The sequence below is a fragment of the Pseudomonas baltica genome (genome assembly GCF_014235765.1).
Taxonomy (GTDB): Bacteria; Pseudomonadota; Gammaproteobacteria; order Pseudomonadales; family Pseudomonadaceae; genus Aquipseudomonas; species Aquipseudomonas baltica.
The window spans coordinates 61,404-80,770 of sequence record NZ_JACMYH010000002.1 but is presented as its reverse complement, the minus strand read 5'-3'; the positions used below and the strand labels follow the sequence as shown (position 1 = coordinate 80,770).

The following is a 19,367-nucleotide window of genomic DNA, read 5'->3' as shown; positions in this document are numbered from 1 at the left end:
CTCTCTCCGAACTACGGCCATGCAGGGGTCAGCACCCGTGCTGGTTCAACCATTGCTGGGCCAGGTCCCGCGCGCGAGCATCCGCGGCGAAGACCGTGTCGAGCGTATCCAGCGCCACCACCGGTTCCCGATTGAGGACGTCCTCGATCATACGCGGGATCTGCGGGTAGCGTATGCGACGCTCGAGGAACGCCGCTACCGCGATTTCGTTCGCCGCGTTGAGCATGGCCGGGGCGCTGTCGCCCGCCTCCGCGGCCTGCCGAGCCAGGCGCAGGCAAGGAAAGCGTTGTTCATCGGGCGCTTCGAAATCGAGCCGCGCAATGGCGAACAGGTCCAGGGGTGCCACACCCGAATCGACACGCTGCGGCCAGGCCATGGCATGGGCGATCGGCGTGCGCATATCAGGGTTGCCCAGCTGAGCCAGCACCGAGCCGTCGACATAGTCGACCAGGGAATGGATCACGCTCTGCGGATGCACGACCACTTCGATCTGCGCGGGTCGCGCGTCGAACAGCCAGCACGCCTCGATCAGCTCCAGGCCCTTGTTCATCATGCTGGCCGAGTCGACGGAAATCTTGCGCCCCATCGACCAGTTGGGATGAGCGCACGCCTGCTCCGGCGTGACCTGTTCCAATTCTTCCAGCGGTGTCTGCCGAAACGGACCACCCGATGCAGTCAGCAAGATGCGCCGCACGCCGACATTGCCCAGGCCGCGCTCGAAATCACCGGGCATGCACTGGAAAATCGCGTTGTGTTCGCTGTCGATAGGCAGCACCACGGCCCCGCTGTCGCGTACGGCCTGCATGAACAGTGCCCCGGACATGACCAGCGCTTCCTTGTTGGCGAGCAGCACTTTCTTGCCGGCATGGACCGCGGCCAAGGTCGGGCGCAGCCCGGCTGCGCCGACGATGGCCGCCATCACCGCATCCACTTCCGGCGCAGCGGCCACCTGGCACAGCCCTTCTTCACCCACCAGCACTTCGGTGCGCGAGCCGGCCTGGCGCAATGCCTGCTGCAAGGCGCTGGCACGTTCCTGACTGGGCACCACGGCAAACACCGGGCGATGCACAAGGCACAGTGCCAACAGCTCGTCCATGCGCGAGAAGCCGCTCAGGGCAAATGCGCTGTAGCGGTCCGGATGCCGGGCGATGACGTCGAGTGTGCTCAGGCCGATGGAGCCGGTCGCGCCCAGCACGGTAATGCGCTGCACGCCGCTCACATCACGCCCCAGCCGGCAGCCCACAGCAGCACGGCAAACACCGGTACCGCCGCGGTCAGACTGTCGATGCGATCGAGCACACCGCCATGGCCCGGCAACAGATTGCTGCTGTCCTTGATGCCGGAGCGACGCTTGAACATGCTTTCGGTCAGGTCACCGACGACCGAGAGGGCCACCACGATCGCCGCGCCGATCAGGCCCGCGAGCGTCTGGCCGATTCCCCAGTCGCGCACCAGGCCGATCGCCAGGGTGATCAGCAGGCTGGTCACCAGCCCGCCGTAGAAACCTTCCCAGCTCTTGCCGGGGCTGACCTGGGGCGCCAGCTTGCGCTTGCCCAGGGCCTTGCCGGTGAAGTAGGCGCCGATGTCGGCACCCCATACCAGCACCATGACGGTCATGATCAGCCAGTTGCCCAGCGGCCAGCCCTTGAGCAGCACCAGCCCTTGCCAGGCCGGCAGCAGGATCAGCAGGCCAATGAGCAGCTTGCAGGCAAGGCTGGCCCAATGTTCGCTGGTGCGCGGGTAGGTCAGCACCAGGAACGTGGCCAGGCACCACCACAGCACCGCCGCGCCGAGCACGAACGGCGCCAGGCCCGGCGTCAGGTAGAGGAAGAACAACAGACCCGCTACCACAGCGGCGAAGGCAATGCGCGCCGACTGTTTTTCGAACCCGGCCAGCCGCGCCCACTCCCACGCGCCCAAGGTAACCACCAGGCCGATGAACAGGGCGAACCCTGCGCCTTCGAGCAGGAAGAAGCCGCACAGGGCAATCGGCAGGAGGATCAGCGCAGTGATGATGCGTTGTTTAAGCATTAAGCACGGGCTCCGGCTTCGACCTGCTCGCTCGTTTTACCGAACCTGCGCTGGCGCGAAGCGAAATCGGCCAGCGCCGTGCGCATGGCCTCGTGTTTGAAATCCGGCCAGAACAGGTCGGAAAAATACAGCTCGGCGTAGGCCAGTTGCCACAGCAGGAAGTTGCTGATGCGATGCTCGCCGCCGGTACGGATGCACAGATCCGGCAAAGGCAGGTCACCGGTGGCCAGGCAGGTCTGCAACAGATCGGGAGTGATCTCCTCCGGCTTGAGGTGACCGGCCTGGACTTCCCGGGCAAGACGCTGCGCCGCCTGGGCAATGTCCCACTGGCCACCGTAGTTGGCGGCGATTTGCAGCACAAAACGGTCGTTACCGGCGGTGGCCGCTTCGGCTTCGCGCATGGCGGCCTGCAGGTCGGGGTGGAACCGCGAGCGATCACCGATGATCCGCAGGCTGATGCGGTTGTCGTTCAGCCGCCGTGCCTCGCGGCGCAGTGCACTGAAGAACAGCTCCATCAACGCCCCGACCTCGTCGGCCGGGCGCTGCCAGTTCTCGCTGGAAAAGGCGAACAAGGTCAGTACCTCGACCTTGGCCTCGGCACACACCTCGATGACCGCGCGCACAGCATCCACACCGGCCTTGTGCCCAGCGACACCGGGCAGCAAACGTTTCTTGGCCCAGCGATTGTTGCCATCCATGATGATCGCAACATGCCGCGGTACCGTGGAAGGTACAGCCAACTTGGTCTTTTCCATGAGACGGACTAATTCCTTAAACGGCCATCAGGTCCGCTTCTTTCTGCTTCACGGCCGTTTCGATGTCCGCGACGAACTTGTCGGTCAGCTTCTGGATGTCATCGGCGGCGCGACGTTCTTCGTCTTCGCTGATTTCCTTTTCCTTGACCAGATCCTTGTACTGGCTCAGTGCGTCACGGCGAATGTTGCGCACGGCCACGCGGGCGTCTTCGGCAGCGTCACGCGCCTGCTTGGTGAAGCCCTTGCGGGTTTCTTCGGTCAGCGCAGGCATGGAGATCAGCAGCAGCTCGCCCAGGTTGGTCGGGTTGAGGTTGAGACCGGCGGCACCGATGGCCTTGTCGACCGCGCCGAGCATGTTGCGCTCGAACGCGACAACCTGCAGGGTGCGCGAATCCTTCACGCTGATGCTGGCGACCTGGTTGATAGGGGTGTCGGCACCGTAGTAAGGGACCTGAACGCCTTCCAGAATGCTGGGGTGCGCCTTGCCGGTACGGATACGACCGAACGCGTGCTGCAGCGACTCCAGGGATTTCTGCATGCGCGCCTGCGCATCTTTCTTGATTTCGTTGATCATACTTCGCCTTCCTCGATCAGAGTTCCTTCGGCGCCGCCCACTACGATGTTCAGCAGAGCGCCAGGCTTGTTCATGTTGAATACCCGCAACGGCATCTTGTGATCGCGGCACAGGCAGATGGCGGTCAGGTCCATCACGCCCAGCTTGCGATCCAGTACTTCATCGTACGTCAGGCGGTCGAATTTCTCAGCATGGGGATCCTTGAACGGATCGGCCGTGTAGACACCGTCGACCTTGGTCGCCTTGAGCACCACGTCGGCATCGATCTCGATGGCGCGCAGGCAGGCTGCGGAGTCGGTGGTGAAGAACGGGTTGCCGGTGCCGGCGGCGAAAATTACCACATCGCCGGAATTGAGGTGACGAATACCCTTGCGGCGATCGTAATGATCGGTCACGCCGACCATCGAGATGGCCGACATGACGATGGCGGCGATGTTGGAGCGTTCCAGCGCATCGCGCATGGCCAGGGCGTTCATCACGGTCGCCAGCATGCCCATGTGGTCGCCGGTGACACGGTCCATGCCGGCTGCGCTCAGGGCGGCACCGCGGAACAGATTGCCACCGCCGATGACCAGACCCACCTGGACGCCGATGCCTACCAACTGGCCCACTTCGAGGGCCATGCGGTCCAGCACTTTCGGGTCGATCCCGAAATCTTCGGACCCCATCAGGGCCTCGCCGCTAAGTTTGAGCAAAATGCGTTTATAGCGAGGTTGACGACCACTCACCTGCTGAGCCATTGCGTGTCTCTCCTGCGGCGTTTAATAAATTCTGGACGGGCCGATGTACGGCGCGCCTAACTCTAGCTTGCGGCACTGCGACAGTACCACCGGACCTGCGCCTTGTAAGCGGCTAAATCCGGGTGCCAACTTTGAAAAAGAGGCTGCGCGCGTAAGCGGGCAGCCTCTTTGGGGCAACAGGACGAATCCGTCTTATTGCTTGCTGGCAGCGGCCACTTGTGCGGCAACTTCGTCAGCGAAGTTGTCGACAGGCTTCTCGATGCCTTCGCCTACCTTGAAGTAGGTGAACGAAACGATTTCGGCACCGGCTTTCTTGGCCAGGTCACCGACCTTGACTTCAGGGTTCTTGACGAACGCCTGCTCGACCAGGCTGGCTTCGGCAAGGAACTTGCTGATGCGACCGGCAACCATCTTCTCAACGATCTCGGCTGGCTTGCCCTTGATCTTGTCTTCGTTGAGGCTCATGAAGACGCCCTTCTCGCGCTCGATGGCCTCGGCCGAAACCTGCGATGGCAGCAGGAATTCCGGGTTGCTGGCTGCAACGTGCATGGCGATATCGCGAGCCAGTTCGGCGTTGCCGCCGTTCAGGGCCACGATGACACCGATCTTGTTGCCATGCAGGTAGGCATCGACAACGTCGCCTTCCACACGCACCAGGCGGCGGATGTTGACGTTTTCGCCAACCTTGCCGACCAGGGCTTCACGCGCTGGCTCTTGAGCGGCGATCAGTGGAGCGGCGTCGGTCAGCTGGTCGGCGAAAGCCTTTTCCACGCTGGCGGCGACGAAGTTCTTGAAGTCGTCCTGCAGAGCCAGGAAGTCGGTCTGCGAGTTGACTTCCAGGATGACTGCGGACTTGTTGTCGGCAGCAACCTTGACGGCAATGGCGCCTTCGGCAGCAACGTTGCCTGCTTTCTTGGCGGCCTTGATGGCGCCGGAAGCACGCATGTCGTCGATGGCTTTTTCGATGTCGCCGCCGGCCTTGGTCAAGGCCTTTTTGCAATCCATCATGCCTTCGCCGGTACGCTCGCGCAGTTCTTTGACCAACGCTGCAGTAATCTCTGCCATTTCAAATTCCTCTTGGATAGGTGTCTAACCATTCCACCCGTTAACGGGCGCTCAATTCTTGACCTTGCCAGCGGCTCTTTACAATTGGAGCGGTGACGATGCCGGCAATGGTTCTCGAGGTGGCAAAAAGGGGGCCTAGCCCCCTTTTTGCGTACCGAGTAAACGCTGGGCGTCTAGACTCAGCCTTCTACCGCTGCGGCAGGTGCGTCCTGAACGTATTCTTCAGTACCGCCAGCCACGTGGTTGCGACCACGGATGACCGCGTCGGCCATCGAACCCATGTACAGCTGGATGGCGCGAATGGCGTCATCGTTGCCTGGGATGATGTAGTCGACGCCTTCAGGGCTGCTGTTGGTGTCGACGACGCCGATGACCGGGATACCCAGCTTGTTGGCTTCGGTGATCGCGATGCGCTCGTGGTCAACGTCGATGACGAACAGTGCGTCAGGCAGGCCGCCCATGTCCTTGATACCACCCAGGCTGCGATCCAGTTTTTCCAGATCACGGGTGCGCATCAGCGCTTCTTTCTTGGTCAGCTTGGTGAACGTGCCATCTTCGGCCTGGGTTTCCAGGTCACGCAGACGCTTGATCGAAGCGCGGATGGTCTTGAAGTTGGTCAGCATGCCGCCCAACCAGCGATGGTCGACGTACGGCGAGCCGCAACGTGCTGCTTCCTCGGCCACGATCTTGCCGGCGGAACGCTTGGTGCCGACGAACAGGATCTTGTTCTTGCCCTGGGCCAGGCGCTCTACGAAGGTCAGTGCTTCGTTGAACATCGGCAGGGTTTTTTCGAGGTTGATGATGTGGATCTTGTTACGCGCGCCGAAAATGTACTTACCCATTTTCGGATTCCAGTAACGGGTTTGGTGACCGAAGTGCACACCGGCCTTCAGCATATCGCGCATGTTGACTTGGGACATGATAGTTCCTTGATAAGTCGGGTTAAGCCTCCACGTATCCCAATGACCAACCGGCGGCATAACCTCCGGCACCCAGGTCATCGTGTCGACACGTGTGTGGGTTTGGTTGCTTCCAGGGCATCCCCGGAAAGCGGCGCATTTTATACCATAGCCGCCCCGATATAGAAACCTGAAATAGCGTCGATGCACAACGGCTTTTGCGCCGCTGCCTGATTCGCGCGACAATGCGCGCCATCACCTCTTATATAGAGGCGCCGCCAGCGCCGCGCGGCAGTCCGCGGCGGCTCTGGTAGAATCGCCTCGATTTCCAGCCTGCGAACGCGCGCAAGCGCTCAGAGAGCCCCGAATGACCGTTACCATCAAGACCCCCGAAGACATCGAGAAGATGCGAATTGCCGGCCGCCTGGCGGCCGATGTGCTGGAGATGATCGCGCCTCACGTCAAGCCCGGTGTCACTACCGAAGAGCTCGACCGCCTGTGCCACGACTACATCGTCAACGAGCAACAGGCCATCCCTGCCCCGCTCAACTACAAGGGTTACCCCAAGTCGATCTGCACCTCGATCAACCATGTGGTCTGCCACGGCATTCCCAATGACAAGCCGCTGAAGAATGGCGACGTGCTGAACATCGACGTCACCGTGATCAAGGACGGCTACCACGGCGACACCAGCCGCATGTTCCACGTCGGCAGCGTGCCGGTGTGGGCCGAGCGCCTGTCGCAGGTGACCCAGGAATGCCTGTACAAGGCCATCGAGCTGGTCAAGCCCGGATGCCGCCTGGGCGACATCGGCGAAGTCATCCAGAAGCACGCCGAGAAGAACGGTTTTTCCGTGGTACGCGAATTCTGCGGCCACGGCATCGGCAAGGTGTTTCACGAAGAACCGCAGGTGCTGCACTACGGGCGTGCCGGCACTGGCATGGAGCTCAAGGAAGGCATGACCTTCACCATCGAGCCGATGATCAACCAGGGCAAGGCCGACACCAAGGTGCTGGGCGATGGCTGGACGGCCATTACCAAGGACCGCAAGCTGTCCGCGCAGTGGGAGCACACCCTGGTGGTGACCGCCAGCGGCTACGAAATCTTCACCTTGCGCAGCGACGACACCATTCCCCGCGTCTCGGCGTGAAGCCACGCGTGCGGGCAACCCGTTCAGGCCACTAATCTCTTCAGGAATACGACATGCCGCAGGTGGATCCGGAGTTGTTCGATCGCGGCCAGTTCCAGGCCGAACTGGCGCTCAAGGCCAGCCCTATCGCAGCCTTCAAGAAGGCGATTCGCCAGGCTCACGATGTGCTCGACGAGCGTTTTCGCAACGGACGTGACATTCGCCGGCTGATCGAAGACCGTGCCTGGTTCGTCGACAATATCCTGGAGCGGGCGTGGAGCCAGTTCGACTGGGACGAGGATGCCGACATCGCCCTGGTCGCCGTGGGCGGCTATGGCCGCGGCGAACTGCACCCCTACTCCGACATCGACCTGATGATCCTGCTCGAGAGCGCCGACTACGAGGTGTTCCGCGATTCGATCGAGCGTTTTCTCACGCTGCTGTGGGACATCGGCCTGGAAGTGGGCCAGAGCGTGCGCTCCATAGATGAATGCGCCGAGCAGGCGCGCGCCGACATCACGGTCATCACCAACCTGATGGAAAGCCGCACCATCGCCGGCCCGGAACGGCTGCGCAAGCGCATGCTCGAGGTCACCAGCACCGAGCGGATGTGGCCCAGCCGCGAGTTCTTCCTGGCCAAGCGCGCCGAGCAGAACGCCCGCCACCACAAGTACAACGACACCGAGTACAACCTGGAACCCAACGTCAAGGGCTCGCCCGGTGGCCTGCGCGACATCCAGACCCTGCTGTGGGTGGCGCGCCGTCAGTTCGGCACGCTGAACCTGCACGCGCTGGCCGGGGAAGGCTTCCTGGTAGAGAGCGAGAACAACCTGCTGGCCTCTTCCCAGGAATTCCTCTGGAAAGTGCGCTACGCCCTGCACATGCTTGCCGGGCGTGCGGAAGATCGCCTGCTGTTCGATCACCAACGCTCCATCGCCGGCTTGCTGGGCTACAAGGACAGCGATGCGAAACTGGCCATCGAGCGGTTCATGCAGAAGTACTACCGCGTGGTGATGAGCATCGCCGAACTCAGCGACCTGATCATCCAGCATTTCGAGGAAGTGATTCTCGGCGACCCCGAAGCCGGCTCCACGGTGCCGATCAATTCGCGCTTCCAGCTGCACGATGGCTACATCGAGGCCACCCACACCCAGGTCTTCAAGCGCACACCGTTCGCCATGCTGGAAATCTTCGTGCTGATGGCGCAGAACCCGGAGATCAAGGGCGTGCGCGCGGACACCATCCGCCTGCTGCGCGAGCATCGCCACCTGATCGACGACAGCTTCCGCAACGATATCCGCAACACCAGCCTGTTCATCGAGCTGTTCAAGTGCGAAGTCGGCATTCACCGCAACCTGCGCCGCATGAATCGCTACGGCATCCTGGGCCGCTACCTGCCCGAGTTCGGCGATATCATCGGCCAGATGCAACACGACCTGTTCCACATCTATACAGTGGATGCGCACACGCTCAACCTGATCAAGCACCTGCGCAAGCTTCAGTACACCCAGGTTTCGGAGAAATTCCCGCTGGCCAGCAAGGTCATGGAGCGCCTGCCCAAGCCGGAGCTGATCTACCTCGCCGGGCTGTACCATGACATCGGCAAAGGCCGCAACGGCGACCATTCCGAGCTTGGCGCAGTGGATGCCGCGCAGTTCTGCCAGCGCCACCAGTTGCCCGCCTGGGACAGCCGCCTGATCGTCTGGCTGGTGCAGAACCATCTGGTGATGTCGACCACCGCGCAGCGCAAGGACCTGTCCGACCCGCAGGTCATCCATGACTTCGCCCAGCAGGTGGGCGACGAGGTGCACCTGGACTACCTCTACGTGCTCACCGTGGCCGACATCAACGCGACCAATCCCAGCCTGTGGAACTCCTGGCGTGCCAGCTTGCTGCGCCAGTTGTACACCGAAACCAAGCGCGCACTGCGTCGCGGGCTGGAGAACCCGCTGGATCGCGAAGAACAGATCCGCCGCACGCAGAGCGCGGCGCTGGAGATACTGGTACGCGGCGGCACCGATCAGGACGACATCGAGCAGCTCTGGTCGCAGCTTGGCGACGACTATTTTCTGCGCCACAACGCCGGCGACGTGGCCTGGCATACCGATGCCATCCTGCAGCAGCCCGCCAATGGCGATCCGCTGGTGCTGATCAAGGAAACCACCCAGCGCGACTTCGAGGGCGGCACGCAGATCTTCATCTACGCGCCCGACCAGCACGATTTCTTCGCGGTGACGGTGGCGGCCATGGACCAGCTCAACCTGAACATCCACGACGCCCGCATCATCACCTCCAGCAGCCAGTTCACGCTCGATACCTACATCGTGCTGGACAACGACGGCGGCTCGATCGGCAACGACCCGCGCCGCATCGCGCAGATTCGCCAGGGCCTCAGCGATGCGCTGCGCAACCCCGATGACTACCCCAACATCATTCATCGCCGCGTGCCGCGTCAGCTCAAGCATTTCGCGTTCCCCCCGCAGGTCACCATCCAGAACGATGCCCAGCGTCCGGTCACCATCCTGGAGCTGAGCGCGCCCGACAGGCCCGGCCTGCTGGCACGCATCGGCAAGATCTTCCTGGAGTTCGACCTGTCGTTGCAGAACGCCAAGGTTTCCACGCTGGGCGAACGCGTGGAAGACGTGTTCTTCATTACCGATGCGAACAATCTGCCCCTGTCCGACCCGCAACTGTGCAGTCGGCTGCAGGCCACCATCATCGACCAACTCAGTGTCAGCCAGGCGCCCGGCGTCGAGCTGTCCCGTTTGAGCATTTGATATGAACCACGCGTTGAACCAGCTGCAGCCCTACCCTTTCGAGAAACTGCGCGCCTTGCTGGCGGGCGTCACGGCCGCTGCGGACAAACGTCCGATCGCCCTGTCCATTGGCGAACCCAAGCACGCCTCGCCAGCCTTCGTGAAGCAGGCACTGGCCGACAACCTCGACCAGATGGCGGTGTACCCGACCACCCAGGGCATTCCAGCACTGCGCGAAGCCATCGCCGCGTGGTGCGAACGACGCTTCCAGGTCCCGGCGGGCTGGCTGGATCCGGCGCGCCACGTATTGCCGGTCAACGGCACCCGCGAAGCGCTGTTTGCCTTCACCCAAACCGTTGCACAGCGTGACGTCGACGGGCTGGTGGTCAGCCCCAATCCGTTCTACCAGATCTACGAAGGCGCCGCCCTGCTCGCCGGTACCACACCGCATTACCTGCCTTGCCTGGACCAGAACGGCTTCAACCCGGATTTCGACGCGGTACCGGCCGAGGTCTGGCAGCGCTGCCAGATCCTGTTCCTGTGCTCGCCCGGCAATCCAACCGGTGCCCTGGTACCGATGCCGACCTTGAAGAAACTCATCGCCCTGGCCGACGAGCATGACTTCGTGATCGCTGCGGACGAGTGCTACAGCGAGCTGTACTTCGACGAAGACGCGCCACCGCCCGGCCTGCTGACCGCCTGTGCCGAGCTGGGGCGCAGCGATTTCAAGCGTTGCGTGGTGTTCCACAGCCTGTCCAAGCGCTCCAACCTGCCGGGTTTGCGCTCGGGCTTCGTGGCCGGCGACGCCGACATTCTCAAGGCCTTCCTGCTGTACCGCACCTATCACGGCTGTGCGATGCCCGTGCAGACCCAACTGGCCAGCATCGCCGCCTGGGAAGACGAAGCCCACGTACTGGCCAACCGCGACCTGTACCGGGAGAAATTCGATGCCGTGCTGGATATCCTCACCCCGGTAATGGACGTCAAGCGCCCCGACGGCAGCTTCTACCTGTGGGCCAAGGTGCCCATGGACGACGCGCAGTTCTGCCGCGAGCTGTTCGAGCAGGAGCACGTCACCGTGGTGCCCGGCTCCTACCTGTCGCGCGACGTCGATGGGCTCAACCCAGGCGCCGGACGCGTGCGCATGGCGCTGGTCGCACCGCTGGGTGAGTGTGTCGAAGCCGCCCAGCGCATTCGTCGCTTTCTCGAGCGTCGATAACACATAGCTACGCTTTTGCATGGCGTTTGAACGACATCATCGGTGGCTCTTTTCAAGGAGTCATCGATGATGTGCAATCCCCTGTTCTGCAAGACCCTTCCTGAACTGGATGCCGAGGCATCACGCCGCGTTGCCATGGCCGAACGCCCGACCAATGCGCTGAGTGCTTCGCCGAACGGACGCTCCAAGCGCGCCCTGGGCCAGTTCTCGAAATTCTGGGCGCCCGGCCGCACGCTGACCATTGGTTTCTTCAACGACACCCCTATCGTGCACAAGGCAGCCATCGAGAAAGTGGCGCGACAGTGGCTGCGGTCGGCCAACCTGAAGTTCGATTTCGTCGACGGCATGCTTGCCGATATCCGCATCTATACCGACGGCGACGACAACTACAGTCAGGTCGGCACCGATGCGCTGCTGGCCAGCCCGATGGATGCAACCATGGCCCTGGGCGTCAAACCGGACGATCCGTTGTTCGGGCGTACCGTCTTGCACGAGTTCGGCCACGTGCTGGGGCTGCTGCACGAGCATCAGCACCCCAAGGCAAACATCCCGTGGGACATCCCCAAGCTGTATGCGTACTTCGCCGCCAAGGGCGTTGATCAACAGACCGTCGACATCAACCTGCTGGACAAGACCGACAAGGCGCTGGCCAAGGGCACGGCCTATGACCGCGCGTCGATCATGCATTACTCGGTGCTGCAGGAGCAGACGGTGGGCGACTGGGAAGTGGGGATCAACCATACCTTGAGCCGCCGCGACCGGATGTTCGCTCGGCGCATCTACCCCAAGGTCGTGGCCTAGCGTGCGTGGCCGAGGCTGGCTTGGTTGATGTCGAACTCGGCCAGCGCCTCATTCATGGCCGCACTGTCCATCAGCCGATGTCGACGCACTACCGGGCGCACCGTATAACGCGGTAGATGCGCGAACTCCTCTTGCGCCCACGCCTGCTGGTGGCCGGTGCGCTGGAAATCGGGCCACTCGCCAATCACCAGAAAAACCACCTGCGGTACCAGCGCGATAGCCAGCAGGGTATTGAAGTCAACCAGGCCCAGCCCGCCCAGCGCCGAGCCAACGACCACGGGTACAGCGCTACCAACGGCAGTCCACAGTTTGGATAATCGGCGCATGGGATGTGACCTCGCATGAGTTACTGTATGCATATACAGTACACAGAACCGGCCGCGTGTTCAATCCCTGAAAGCGCATCGATAACCCGTCCAACGCCTGCATCAGATCAAGCGAACGCCCCAAACATGTCCGCCACCGCCTGCTCGCCCAGAGCCGGTCCGACGCTCATGCCCACTCCGCTGTGCATCAGCGTCGCACTCAAGCCTGGCGCGATGTTCAAGCGGGAAAACGGCTGGGGCCCCTTGGCACCATAGACACCTTGCCAGCGCTCTATTACCTGAATGTTGCAACCCAGGGTGTCCTGTGCCAGCTCCAGCATCCACTGGTCGACCTGCTCGGCATTGAACGGCGAAGCGTCCACACCGTATTCATGGGAATCGCCGATGATCAGGTCACCGTAGGGTGTCGGACTGATCAGCAAGTGAATGCCGTGCGTTTCGAGGTGCGGACTGTCGCGCTCGATTTCGTGGCGGATGGCAGCCGCTTCGGGCAGATCGGCGAAAGCCCCGTAGTGAACGCAACTCAAACCGGTAAGTACCGAGTGCTGCAGGTTCAGGTTCGACACAGGGCGAGCGCGGAGCATCTGTAGACGGCACACCTGGGGCTTCAGCGCAGCCATGGCTTCGGCGAGCAGCGTCAGGTAATCGTGACCGGAGCACACCACGACCTGCTGGCCGCGAAAGGGGCCAGCAGTGCTCTGCAGCTTTCCGGGCTCGACGCCATTGACCAACGTCGAGAAGTGAAACTCCACGCCCAGCTCGCGCTGCAGATAGTCAACCAGCTTGGGTATGGCTTCGCGCGAATACAGTTGCTGGTCGTCGATGCCGTGCAAGGCCGCTCGGTGGTGGCTGAATCGGCCGCCGTACAAGTCGTCCAGCGGCTTGCCGCGCAACAGCTCGACCCGGTAGCCGTGCTCCGTGGCGCGTCCTGTACTGAAGGCGGCCAACAGGTTCTCCTCAGCTTCGGTACGGGCGAACAACAGCGAGCCGTTACGCTTGAGTTCGAAGCCCGCTCGAGCGCTCCAGTTCGCCCAGATACCGCGGCTGGCTTTGGCCAGGTCGAGCATGATGCCCGGTGGCTGACCGGTCACCAGGGCTTGACCGAAGTTGCGCACCGACGCGCCGATCGGACTCGCCGAACGCTCGAACACCCGCACTTTCAAGCCACGCCTGGCCGCCGCATAGGCGTGGGAAAGCCCGAGAATACCCGCACCCACCACCAGCAAATCACTTTCATACCGATTCATTTCAACCCACTCCCTACGGCTTGGCCGATTTGCCGTCATAGCGTTTGCGCCATTCGGCCAGAATGTTGTCGCGCTCTTTCGAGGCCCAGGCAAAGTCATTCTTGATCAGGCGCTGCTCGTAGTCGGCAGGCAGCTCGGTGGGAGGCTTGGCCAAGCCTTCCTGGGCCAGCACCGCGAAGTTTTGCTTGTACAGTTCCATGCCCGCCGCGCTGGCGGAGAAATCAGCCAGGCGCTTGGCGGCCTCGGGATGGGCGGTGCCCTTGATCACGGCAGTGGCCTCGATCTCCCAGCCAAGGCCTTCCTTTGGCAGGATGATGTCCAGTGGCGCACCCTGACGTTTGAGCTGTACCGCCGGGTATTCGAATGAAATGCCGATAGGGAACTCACCCGCTGCGGCCATCTTGCAGGGCTTCGAACCGGAGTGGACGTACTGCCCGATGTTCTGGTGCAACGCGTCCATGTAGGTCCAGCCTTGTGCCTCGCCAAAGGTTTGCAGCCAGGCGCTGACGTCCAGAAAGCCCGTACCGGACGAGGCCGGGTTGGGCATCACGATCTTGCCGCGATAGACCGGATTGGTCAGATCTTGCCAGCTCACCGGGCGCGGCAGGTTCTGCTTCTCGGCTTCGATGGTGTTGAAGCAGATGGTAGCGGCCCAGACATCCATGCCAACCCAAGCCGGCGGATTGGCCGGGTCGCGGTACTTGGCGCCGATCTTGGGCAGATCCTTGGGGGCATAGGCTTCGAGCATGCCTTGCTGATCGAGGATTGCCAGGCTCGAGGCGGCCAGACCCCACACTGCGTCGGCTTGCGGGCGAGCTTTTTCGGCCAGCAGTTTGGCCGTGATGATGCCGGTCGAATCCCTCACCCATTTGATGTCGATATCCGGGTTGGCTTTCTCGAACGCTTTTTCATAGGTCTGCAGCTGCTCGGCTTCCAGTGCGGTGTACACAGTGAGCTCGGTGGCGGCACTGGCGTGAAGGCTGAAGCCTGCGAACACTGCAGCGAAGGCAAGGGGCTTGAACATGGTTTGATCCTGAGTGAAGTGGACAAGGCGGTATCGGTTGGCCGAACAGGTTCTATCAATGGCTGCCGGGGGTTTCACCACGAGCCATGCGTGCGTTGATCCGATCGATGATCGCTGGCAGATCGGCAATGGTGTCGGCCAGGTAATCGGGCCGTACCGGGGCGAACAGGGCATCGATGCGCAGCCTGTGCCGATCGAGCTCGGAGGGCGTGAGCGCCTGGAAGGCTGGATAATCCAGGCCAAGAAAATTGCCGGAAAAGCGCAGCCCGACCGTCCACATCCCTGCGCTGCGGCCTTCGAGAATGCCCGGCAAGGTGTCGTCGACCTTCACGCAGGCAGCGACGTCACCGATGCTCAGCGCGATGACGTTGGCCAACGCCTGGGCGGGGCCGGGGCGGCCGGTTGGCAGATCGTCGGCAGCCACCACATGATCGGGCTGATAGCCCGCCACTGCGGCCAGTGCCACGACGTGGTCCATGACCTGTCGAGGGTATCCGGAGGTGGTGCCGATCTTGAGCCCGGCTTGACGCATGTGCTCGATGGCCGGCAGCGCACCGGGGATGAGCGCGCTGTGCTTGCCGACATTGGCAATCTGCAGCGGCATGAAGCGCTCGTAGATGGCCGTCACGTCCGCGTCGCTCGGTGGCCTGGCGAAACGCTGCTCGAAGCGCGCCGCGATCTGCGGCTGGTCGCACAGGCTGCGAATATGGTCCCACTTGCCCATGCCCATGGGGCCACGAGCTTCATCCAGGCTCAGTTCGATATCGAACGTGGCAAACGCTTCGACGAAGATTCGGGTGGGCGCGAACGAGCCGAAATCGACGACGGTGCCGGCCCAGTCGAGAATGGCCGCTTGCAGTTGGGCAGGGGCTTGATAGTGCATGGTGTTCTCCGAAAATCAGCAGGTAGGCGTGCTCTGGCGCCAGGCTTGTGAACGTCGCAGCAAGCCGCGTGAAACCCAGGCGAGCAAAAGGGAAACGGCTGCCGAGGTGAACAGGATCAGTGTCGACATGGCGGCGGCGCCGCCGACATTGCCCGCGTCGTCCATGTTCAGTACGGCCACCGCCGCGAGGATGCTGTCTGGCGAGTACAAAAAGATGGCAGCGGAAACGGTGGTCATTGCCGAGACGAACAAGTAGCGAATGATGTCCAGCAGCGCGGGCAGGCAAATCGGCAATGTGACGCGCAGGTAGTGCCGATACAGGGGAGCCTTGAGCGATCGCGCGGCCGCCTCGAATTCGCTGTCCAATTGGCGCAGAGCGGTAGTTGCCGTCATGTGCGCGGTGGTCAGGTAATGAGCGATGGTGCAGATCACCAGCAGCGCCATGCTTCCATAGAGGCTGTGCAATGGGTTGTCAGGCAGGTTGAAGAAGAAGACGTAGCCCAGGCCTAGCACCAGGCCCGGCACGGCCATGGGTATGAAGGTGAGTATGCGCAGGGCCAGGTTGAGGGCGGGTTGCCCATGGGTTTTCTCCATCAGATAGGCCCCGGTGAAGATCAGCGCGCTCCCCACCACCGCGCTGCAGCTCGCCAGTACCAGGCTGTTGCGATAGGCCAGCCATCCCCCGCCTGCGGTTTCACTGAACAGGTAGTGCTTGAACGACAACGAAAGGTTGTAGGGCCAGAACTTCACCAGGGAAGAAAACACCGCCATGCCCAGCACCGCCAGCAGGCAGCCGCAGATGAGCATCACGATCAACAGGTAGCAACCGTCCCGTCCTCGCGAGGGCTGGGGCGTGAGTACCTGCGCCCGGCCACTCATGGACGAACGTTGGCGGCGGCGCAACCAGGCATCCATCGAAAAGCTGATCAGTGCGGGCACCAGTAGCACCATGCCGATCAGCGCCCCACGGCCGAACTGTTGCTGACCCACCACTGCCTTGTAGGCTTCGATGGCCAGGACCTGATAGTCACCGCCGACGATCACGGGCACACCGAAGTCAGTGATGGTCAGGGTGAACACCAGGCAGAACGCGGCGAACACGGCTTGTCGCGTCGCGGGCCAGGTGATGCTGTGGAATGACCGCCAGGTGCTGGCGCCCATGCTCGAGGCCGCGTCGAACAGGCGTGCATCGCTCAATGAGAGCGCAGAGAGCAGGATCATCAGGGCGTGGGGAAACGTGTAGATCACCTCGCCGATGACGATGCCCCAGAACCCGTAGATGTTGTCGGTGAACAGGCCGCGCAGCAGCCCCTGGTTACCGAAAAGGTAGATCAGCGCGATGGCCGGCAGCATCGATGGCGCCAGCAGGGGCAGCAGGGATATCCCACGCCACACGCCCTTGGCAGGAATCAGGGTGCGTTGCAGCGCGTAGGCGAACAGGTAGGCCAGGGGGACGACGATGAGCGCAACGCTGACCGAAACGCGCAGGCTGTTACCCAGCAACCAGTGAAAGTTGTCGCTGCCCAGCAGCTCCCGGGCTGCGATCAGCCCCCCGCCCTGCCCTGCATCGTCGCTGAAACCGCGCCAGAAGATCGCCAGCAACGGCAACAGCAGCGCTATCACCAGGAGCAGCAAGAACAGCACTTTGCCCCCGACGACGAATACCCGGTCGCCCAGGTCGGCGCGCTGAACCCGGCGTGCATGACCTTTGCCGGTCAGTGACAGCTTGGCGGTAAGCATCTCAGGCAAACACCTGCAGGCTGTGTGGCGGCAGTGCCACCTGAATATGCCGCGTGCCAGAAGGTGGCAGCTGACGCGCGCTGATTTCGGCGGTCAGCGACTGGCCCGGCAGTTCGTCGAATTCGAAGCTCATTCGGCACCGGTTGCCGAGGAAGGTCACGTCCTGCATCTGCGCCGCGAACAGGTTTTCCTCCGAGTGCCGAGGGTTCACGCAGATCGACTCGGGACGGCAGAACAGGCGCCCGACGCAGCGGGGTGCGACGGCATCGGCCAGTCGCAATTGCAGTGCGCCCACTTGCGCATGACCATTGCCATTGCCTTCGAAAGCCAGCCAGTTGCCCTGCCCCACGAAGTTGGCCACAAACGGCGTCTCGGGACTTTCATAGATCGATTGCGGGCTGGCGTACTGCTCGATGCGCCCCTGGTTCATCACCGCAATCCGATCAGCCATCAGCATGGCTTCTTCCTGATTATGCGTAACCATCAGGGTGGTGATGCCAAGCCGCTGCTGCAGCGTGCGCAGCTCGGTGCACAGGTGTTCGCGCACTTGGGCGTCGAGCGCAGACATCGGTTCATCCAGCAGCAGCAACGACGGCGCGGGGGCCAGCGCACGCGCCAGTGCGACGCGCTGCTGCTGGCCGCCGGAAAGCTGGCCCGGATACTTTTTCTCGCTGCCGGTCAGCCCTACCAGCTCGAGCATGGCAGCGACCCGCTGACGAACGATATCGCGCGCGCTGCCGGCGAGGCCGTAGCCGATGTTTTGCTCGACGGTGAGATTGGGGAACAACGCGTACGACTGAAACACGATGCCATAGTCCCTGGCCTGAGGCGGCAGGTTGGAGACATCCCTGGAGCCCATGTAGATGGCCCCGCGATTCTGCTGTTCCAGCCCTGCGATGCATCGCAACAACGTGGTCTTGCCGCACCCCGACGGGCCGAGCAGGCACACCAGTTCGCCTGGCGAGATCTCCAGCGATACGTCGTCCAGCGCCTTGAACGCGCCGAAGTTCTTGCGCAGACCGGCGATCCGTATCGTCACGCCTGGAGAGGCTTCATCAGTAGGGCTGGAACGCAGCATGGGGCACCTCATCAAGTGGAGCACGCGCCGCCTGTGGAGTGCGGCATGCGTGTCGATGAGGCAATGCTAGGGCGTTATTGCGACGACGATGTGGCAGATAGCCAAAAGCTGGCGATAGTCCTATTGGTGAATTTGCCCAGTCTCCAGGACGGCTACGTCTGACGCGCGACGCTGTCGCGAGCGACGTCGAGAAAAGCCGCTGGCAAACGGGCCTGCCTGCGGTCCTTGAGGCAATACAGATACTCGGCGATCTGCGGCGCGCCTTCTATAGCAATGATCCGCAGATCCGGGTTGACGGGCACTTCCTGGCGAGCGATCAAGCTCACGCCGATATTGCGCAGAACGGCTTCGCGGATGGATTCCCGGCTGCCGATTTCCAGCTCGATGCCTGGGCGAACCTGATGGGTGTTCAAAAACTGCTCGGTCAAGGTTCTGGTGGTCGAGCCATGTTCGCGCATCAACAGGCATTGGCCCGCCAGCGCGCTGGGCGGTACACATTGTTGCACAGCCAGCGGGTGCTGCTTGTGAACGGCCAGTACCAAAGGATCGGTGCCCAGCACCAGGTGCATCAGGCGAGGGTCGTCGAGCCATTGCGAGGAGGCCGCCAGGTCGACCCGGTAGTCTTCGAGCGCCTCGAGTACATCCTGGGAGTTGCCGATCTGCACCGACACATCGATGTGTGGCAGCCGCTCGCGAAATGACTTGATGAGATCGAGGATATAGTAAGGCGCCGTCGCTCCGATCCTCAATGCGCCAAGGGCCTGGCCGCAGTTTCGCAAATGAAACTCGATATCTGCCTCATGCTGCAACAGCGCCTTGACCTTGGGCAACAGCCGGGCACCCTCGTCGCTGACAGTCAAACGACGCCCTCCCCGATAGAACAATTCCACGGCGTAGCGGCTCTCCAGTTGCCGAATCTGCGTGGTGACCGTCGGCTGGCTCAAGCCAAGCTTCTTGGCGGCCTGGGTGACGCTGCCTAGAAGCGCGACGGTGTAGAAAGCCTTGAGTTCTGCACTGAGCATGAGTGGCCGGGTTCCTTGCAATGCAGCGAGATTGGGTTGTCCGCAGGGTGACATGGCGCCAGGTTCTGTCGATGGCCA

At 62.3% G+C, this 19,367-nt stretch carries 18 protein-coding genes; 4 read left to right on the top strand and 14 right to left on the bottom strand.

What is annotated here, in order from left to right; genetic code table 11:
* Positions 1–28: 28 nt before the first annotated feature.
* The 7 genes from ispC to rpsB all read right to left on the bottom strand — a co-directional run bounded on the left by ispC (position 29) and on the right by rpsB (position 6,085).
* Positions 29–1,219, bottom strand: a complete 1,191-nt coding sequence (ispC, locus tag H7993_RS09810) for a 1-deoxy-D-xylulose-5-phosphate reductoisomerase (RefSeq protein ID WP_185794263.1) — start codon at positions 1,217–1,219, stop codon at positions 29–31.
* Positions 1,216–2,031 carry a phosphatidate cytidylyltransferase gene (locus tag H7993_RS09805; RefSeq protein WP_185794262.1) on the bottom strand — a complete coding sequence of 272 codons (816 nt, stop codon included), beginning with the start codon at positions 2,029–2,031 and terminating at the stop codon, positions 1,216–1,218. The genes ispC and H7993_RS09805 overlap by 4 nt, the downstream gene beginning before the upstream one ends.
* On the bottom strand, positions 2,031–2,786 hold the full coding sequence (uppS, locus tag H7993_RS09800; protein ID WP_122476571.1) for a polyprenyl diphosphate synthase: 756 nt from the start codon (positions 2,784–2,786) through the stop codon (positions 2,031–2,033). The genes H7993_RS09805 and uppS overlap by 1 nt, the downstream gene beginning before the upstream one ends.
* A 16-nt stretch (positions 2,787–2,802) precedes the next feature.
* A complete protein-coding gene (gene frr, locus H7993_RS09795) occupies positions 2,803–3,360 on the bottom strand; it encodes a ribosome recycling factor (RefSeq protein WP_122476572.1) in 558 nt (185 codons plus the stop codon).
* Entirely contained in the window at positions 3,357–4,100 is a 744-nt protein-coding gene (pyrH, locus tag H7993_RS09790) for a UMP kinase (RefSeq protein ID WP_049862287.1), read from the bottom strand. The genes frr and pyrH overlap by 4 nt, the downstream gene beginning before the upstream one ends.
* 192 nt (positions 4,101–4,292) lie before the next feature.
* Positions 4,293–5,165: a translation elongation factor Ts gene (gene tsf, locus H7993_RS09785; RefSeq protein ID WP_122476588.1), complete on the bottom strand. Its 873-nt coding sequence runs from the start codon at positions 5,163–5,165 to the stop codon at positions 4,293–4,295.
* A gap of 179 nt (positions 5,166–5,344) precedes the next feature.
* Positions 5,345–6,085: a 30S ribosomal protein S2 gene (gene rpsB, locus H7993_RS09780; protein WP_049862289.1), complete on the bottom strand. Its 741-nt coding sequence runs from the start codon at positions 6,083–6,085 to the stop codon at positions 5,345–5,347.
* Positions 6,086–6,431: 346 nt separating this feature from the next.
* On the opposite strand from rpsB, the gene map reads away from it, so the two are divergent.
* From map to H7993_RS09760, 4 genes are all read left to right on the top strand, one after another.
* Positions 6,432–7,214, top strand: coding sequence for a type I methionyl aminopeptidase (gene map, locus H7993_RS09775; protein ID WP_122476589.1), 783 nt, complete (start codon positions 6,432–6,434; stop codon positions 7,212–7,214).
* A gap of 53 nt (positions 7,215–7,267) precedes the next feature.
* Positions 7,268–9,970: a [protein-PII] uridylyltransferase gene (locus tag H7993_RS09770; RefSeq protein WP_122476591.1), complete on the top strand. Its 2,703-nt coding sequence runs from the start codon at positions 7,268–7,270 to the stop codon at positions 9,968–9,970.
* Between the two features lies 1 nt (position 9,971).
* Positions 9,972–11,168: a succinyldiaminopimelate transaminase gene (dapC, locus tag H7993_RS09765; protein WP_185794261.1), complete on the top strand. Its 1,197-nt coding sequence runs from the start codon at positions 9,972–9,974 to the stop codon at positions 11,166–11,168.
* Positions 11,169–11,234: 66 nt separating this feature from the next.
* Positions 11,235–11,969 (top strand): M12 family metallopeptidase, encoded by a 735-nt coding sequence (locus H7993_RS09760; RefSeq protein ID WP_185794260.1) that lies wholly within the window; start codon positions 11,235–11,237, stop codon positions 11,967–11,969.
* Here the strand turns inward: H7993_RS09760 and H7993_RS09755 are convergent.
* From H7993_RS09755 to H7993_RS09725, 7 genes are all read right to left on the bottom strand, one after another.
* Positions 11,966–12,295 (bottom strand): hypothetical protein, encoded by a 330-nt coding sequence (locus tag H7993_RS09755; protein WP_185794259.1) that lies wholly within the window; start codon positions 12,293–12,295, stop codon positions 11,966–11,968. The two genes, H7993_RS09760 and H7993_RS09755, sit on opposite strands and share 4 nt — an antisense overlap.
* A gap of 107 nt (positions 12,296–12,402) precedes the next feature.
* Positions 12,403–13,542 carry a TIGR03364 family FAD-dependent oxidoreductase gene (locus tag H7993_RS09750; protein ID WP_185794258.1) on the bottom strand — a complete coding sequence of 380 codons (1,140 nt, stop codon included), beginning with the start codon at positions 13,540–13,542 and terminating at the stop codon, positions 12,403–12,405.
* Between the two features lie 13 nt (positions 13,543–13,555).
* Positions 13,556–14,566, bottom strand: a complete 1,011-nt coding sequence (locus H7993_RS09745; RefSeq protein ID WP_122476599.1) for a putative 2-aminoethylphosphonate ABC transporter substrate-binding protein — start codon at positions 14,564–14,566, stop codon at positions 13,556–13,558.
* A gap of 55 nt (positions 14,567–14,621) precedes the next feature.
* Positions 14,622–15,449: a phosphonoacetaldehyde hydrolase gene (gene phnX / locus H7993_RS09740; protein WP_185794257.1), complete on the bottom strand. Its 828-nt coding sequence runs from the start codon at positions 15,447–15,449 to the stop codon at positions 14,622–14,624.
* A 15-nt stretch (positions 15,450–15,464) separates the two neighbouring features.
* Positions 15,465–17,189, bottom strand: a complete 1,725-nt coding sequence (locus H7993_RS09735) for a putative 2-aminoethylphosphonate ABC transporter permease subunit (RefSeq protein ID WP_185794256.1) — start codon at positions 17,187–17,189, stop codon at positions 15,465–15,467.
* A gap of 1 nt (position 17,190) precedes the next feature.
* Positions 17,191–18,267, bottom strand: a complete 1,077-nt coding sequence (locus tag H7993_RS09730) for a putative 2-aminoethylphosphonate ABC transporter ATP-binding protein (RefSeq protein ID WP_185794255.1) — start codon at positions 18,265–18,267, stop codon at positions 17,191–17,193.
* A 152-nt stretch (positions 18,268–18,419) separates the two neighbouring features.
* Positions 18,420–19,289, bottom strand: coding sequence for a LysR substrate-binding domain-containing protein (locus H7993_RS09725; RefSeq protein WP_185794254.1), 870 nt, complete (start codon positions 19,287–19,289; stop codon positions 18,420–18,422).
* Positions 19,290–19,367: the final 78 nt, after the last annotated feature.

What these genes read in the sequence shown, in the direction of transcription:
- phnX (WP_185794257.1), bottom strand. Translation starts at nt 15,449, where the DNA reads ATGCACTATCAAGCCCCTGCCCAACTGCAAGCGGCCATTCTCGACTGG.
- H7993_RS09805 (WP_185794262.1), bottom strand. Translation starts at nt 2,031, where the DNA reads ATGCTTAAACAACGCATCATCACTGCGCTGATCCTCCTGCCGATTGCC.
- H7993_RS09760 (WP_185794260.1), top strand. Translation starts at nt 11,235, where the DNA reads ATGATGTGCAATCCCCTGTTCTGCAAGACCCTTCCTGAACTGGATGCC.
- H7993_RS09755 (WP_185794259.1), bottom strand. Translation starts at nt 12,295, where the DNA reads ATGCGCCGATTATCCAAACTGTGGACTGCCGTTGGTAGCGCTGTACCC.
- H7993_RS09725 (WP_185794254.1), bottom strand. Translation starts at nt 19,289, where the DNA reads ATGCTCAGTGCAGAACTCAAGGCTTTCTACACCGTCGCGCTTCTAGGC.
- frr (WP_122476572.1), bottom strand. Translation starts at nt 3,360, where the DNA reads ATGATCAACGAAATCAAGAAAGATGCGCAGGCGCGCATGCAGAAATCC.
- dapC (WP_185794261.1), top strand. Translation starts at nt 9,972, where the DNA reads ATGAACCACGCGTTGAACCAGCTGCAGCCCTACCCTTTCGAGAAACTG.
- H7993_RS09730 (WP_185794255.1), bottom strand. Translation starts at nt 18,267, where the DNA reads ATGCTGCGTTCCAGCCCTACTGATGAAGCCTCTCCAGGCGTGACGATA.
- H7993_RS09745 (WP_122476599.1), bottom strand. Translation starts at nt 14,566, where the DNA reads ATGTTCAAGCCCCTTGCCTTCGCTGCAGTGTTCGCAGGCTTCAGCCTT.
- uppS (WP_122476571.1), bottom strand. Translation starts at nt 2,786, where the DNA reads ATGGAAAAGACCAAGTTGGCTGTACCTTCCACGGTACCGCGGCATGTT.
- H7993_RS09770 (WP_122476591.1), top strand. Translation starts at nt 7,268, where the DNA reads ATGCCGCAGGTGGATCCGGAGTTGTTCGATCGCGGCCAGTTCCAGGCC.
- rpsB (WP_049862289.1), bottom strand. Translation starts at nt 6,085, where the DNA reads ATGTCCCAAGTCAACATGCGCGATATGCTGAAGGCCGGTGTGCACTTC.
- pyrH (WP_049862287.1), bottom strand. Translation starts at nt 4,100, where the DNA reads ATGGCTCAGCAGGTGAGTGGTCGTCAACCTCGCTATAAACGCATTTTG.
- tsf (WP_122476588.1), bottom strand. Translation starts at nt 5,165, where the DNA reads ATGGCAGAGATTACTGCAGCGTTGGTCAAAGAACTGCGCGAGCGTACC.
- H7993_RS09750 (WP_185794258.1), bottom strand. Translation starts at nt 13,542, where the DNA reads ATGAATCGGTATGAAAGTGATTTGCTGGTGGTGGGTGCGGGTATTCTC.
- map (WP_122476589.1), top strand. Translation starts at nt 6,432, where the DNA reads ATGACCGTTACCATCAAGACCCCCGAAGACATCGAGAAGATGCGAATT.
- H7993_RS09735 (WP_185794256.1), bottom strand. Translation starts at nt 17,189, where the DNA reads ATGCTTACCGCCAAGCTGTCACTGACCGGCAAAGGTCATGCACGCCGG.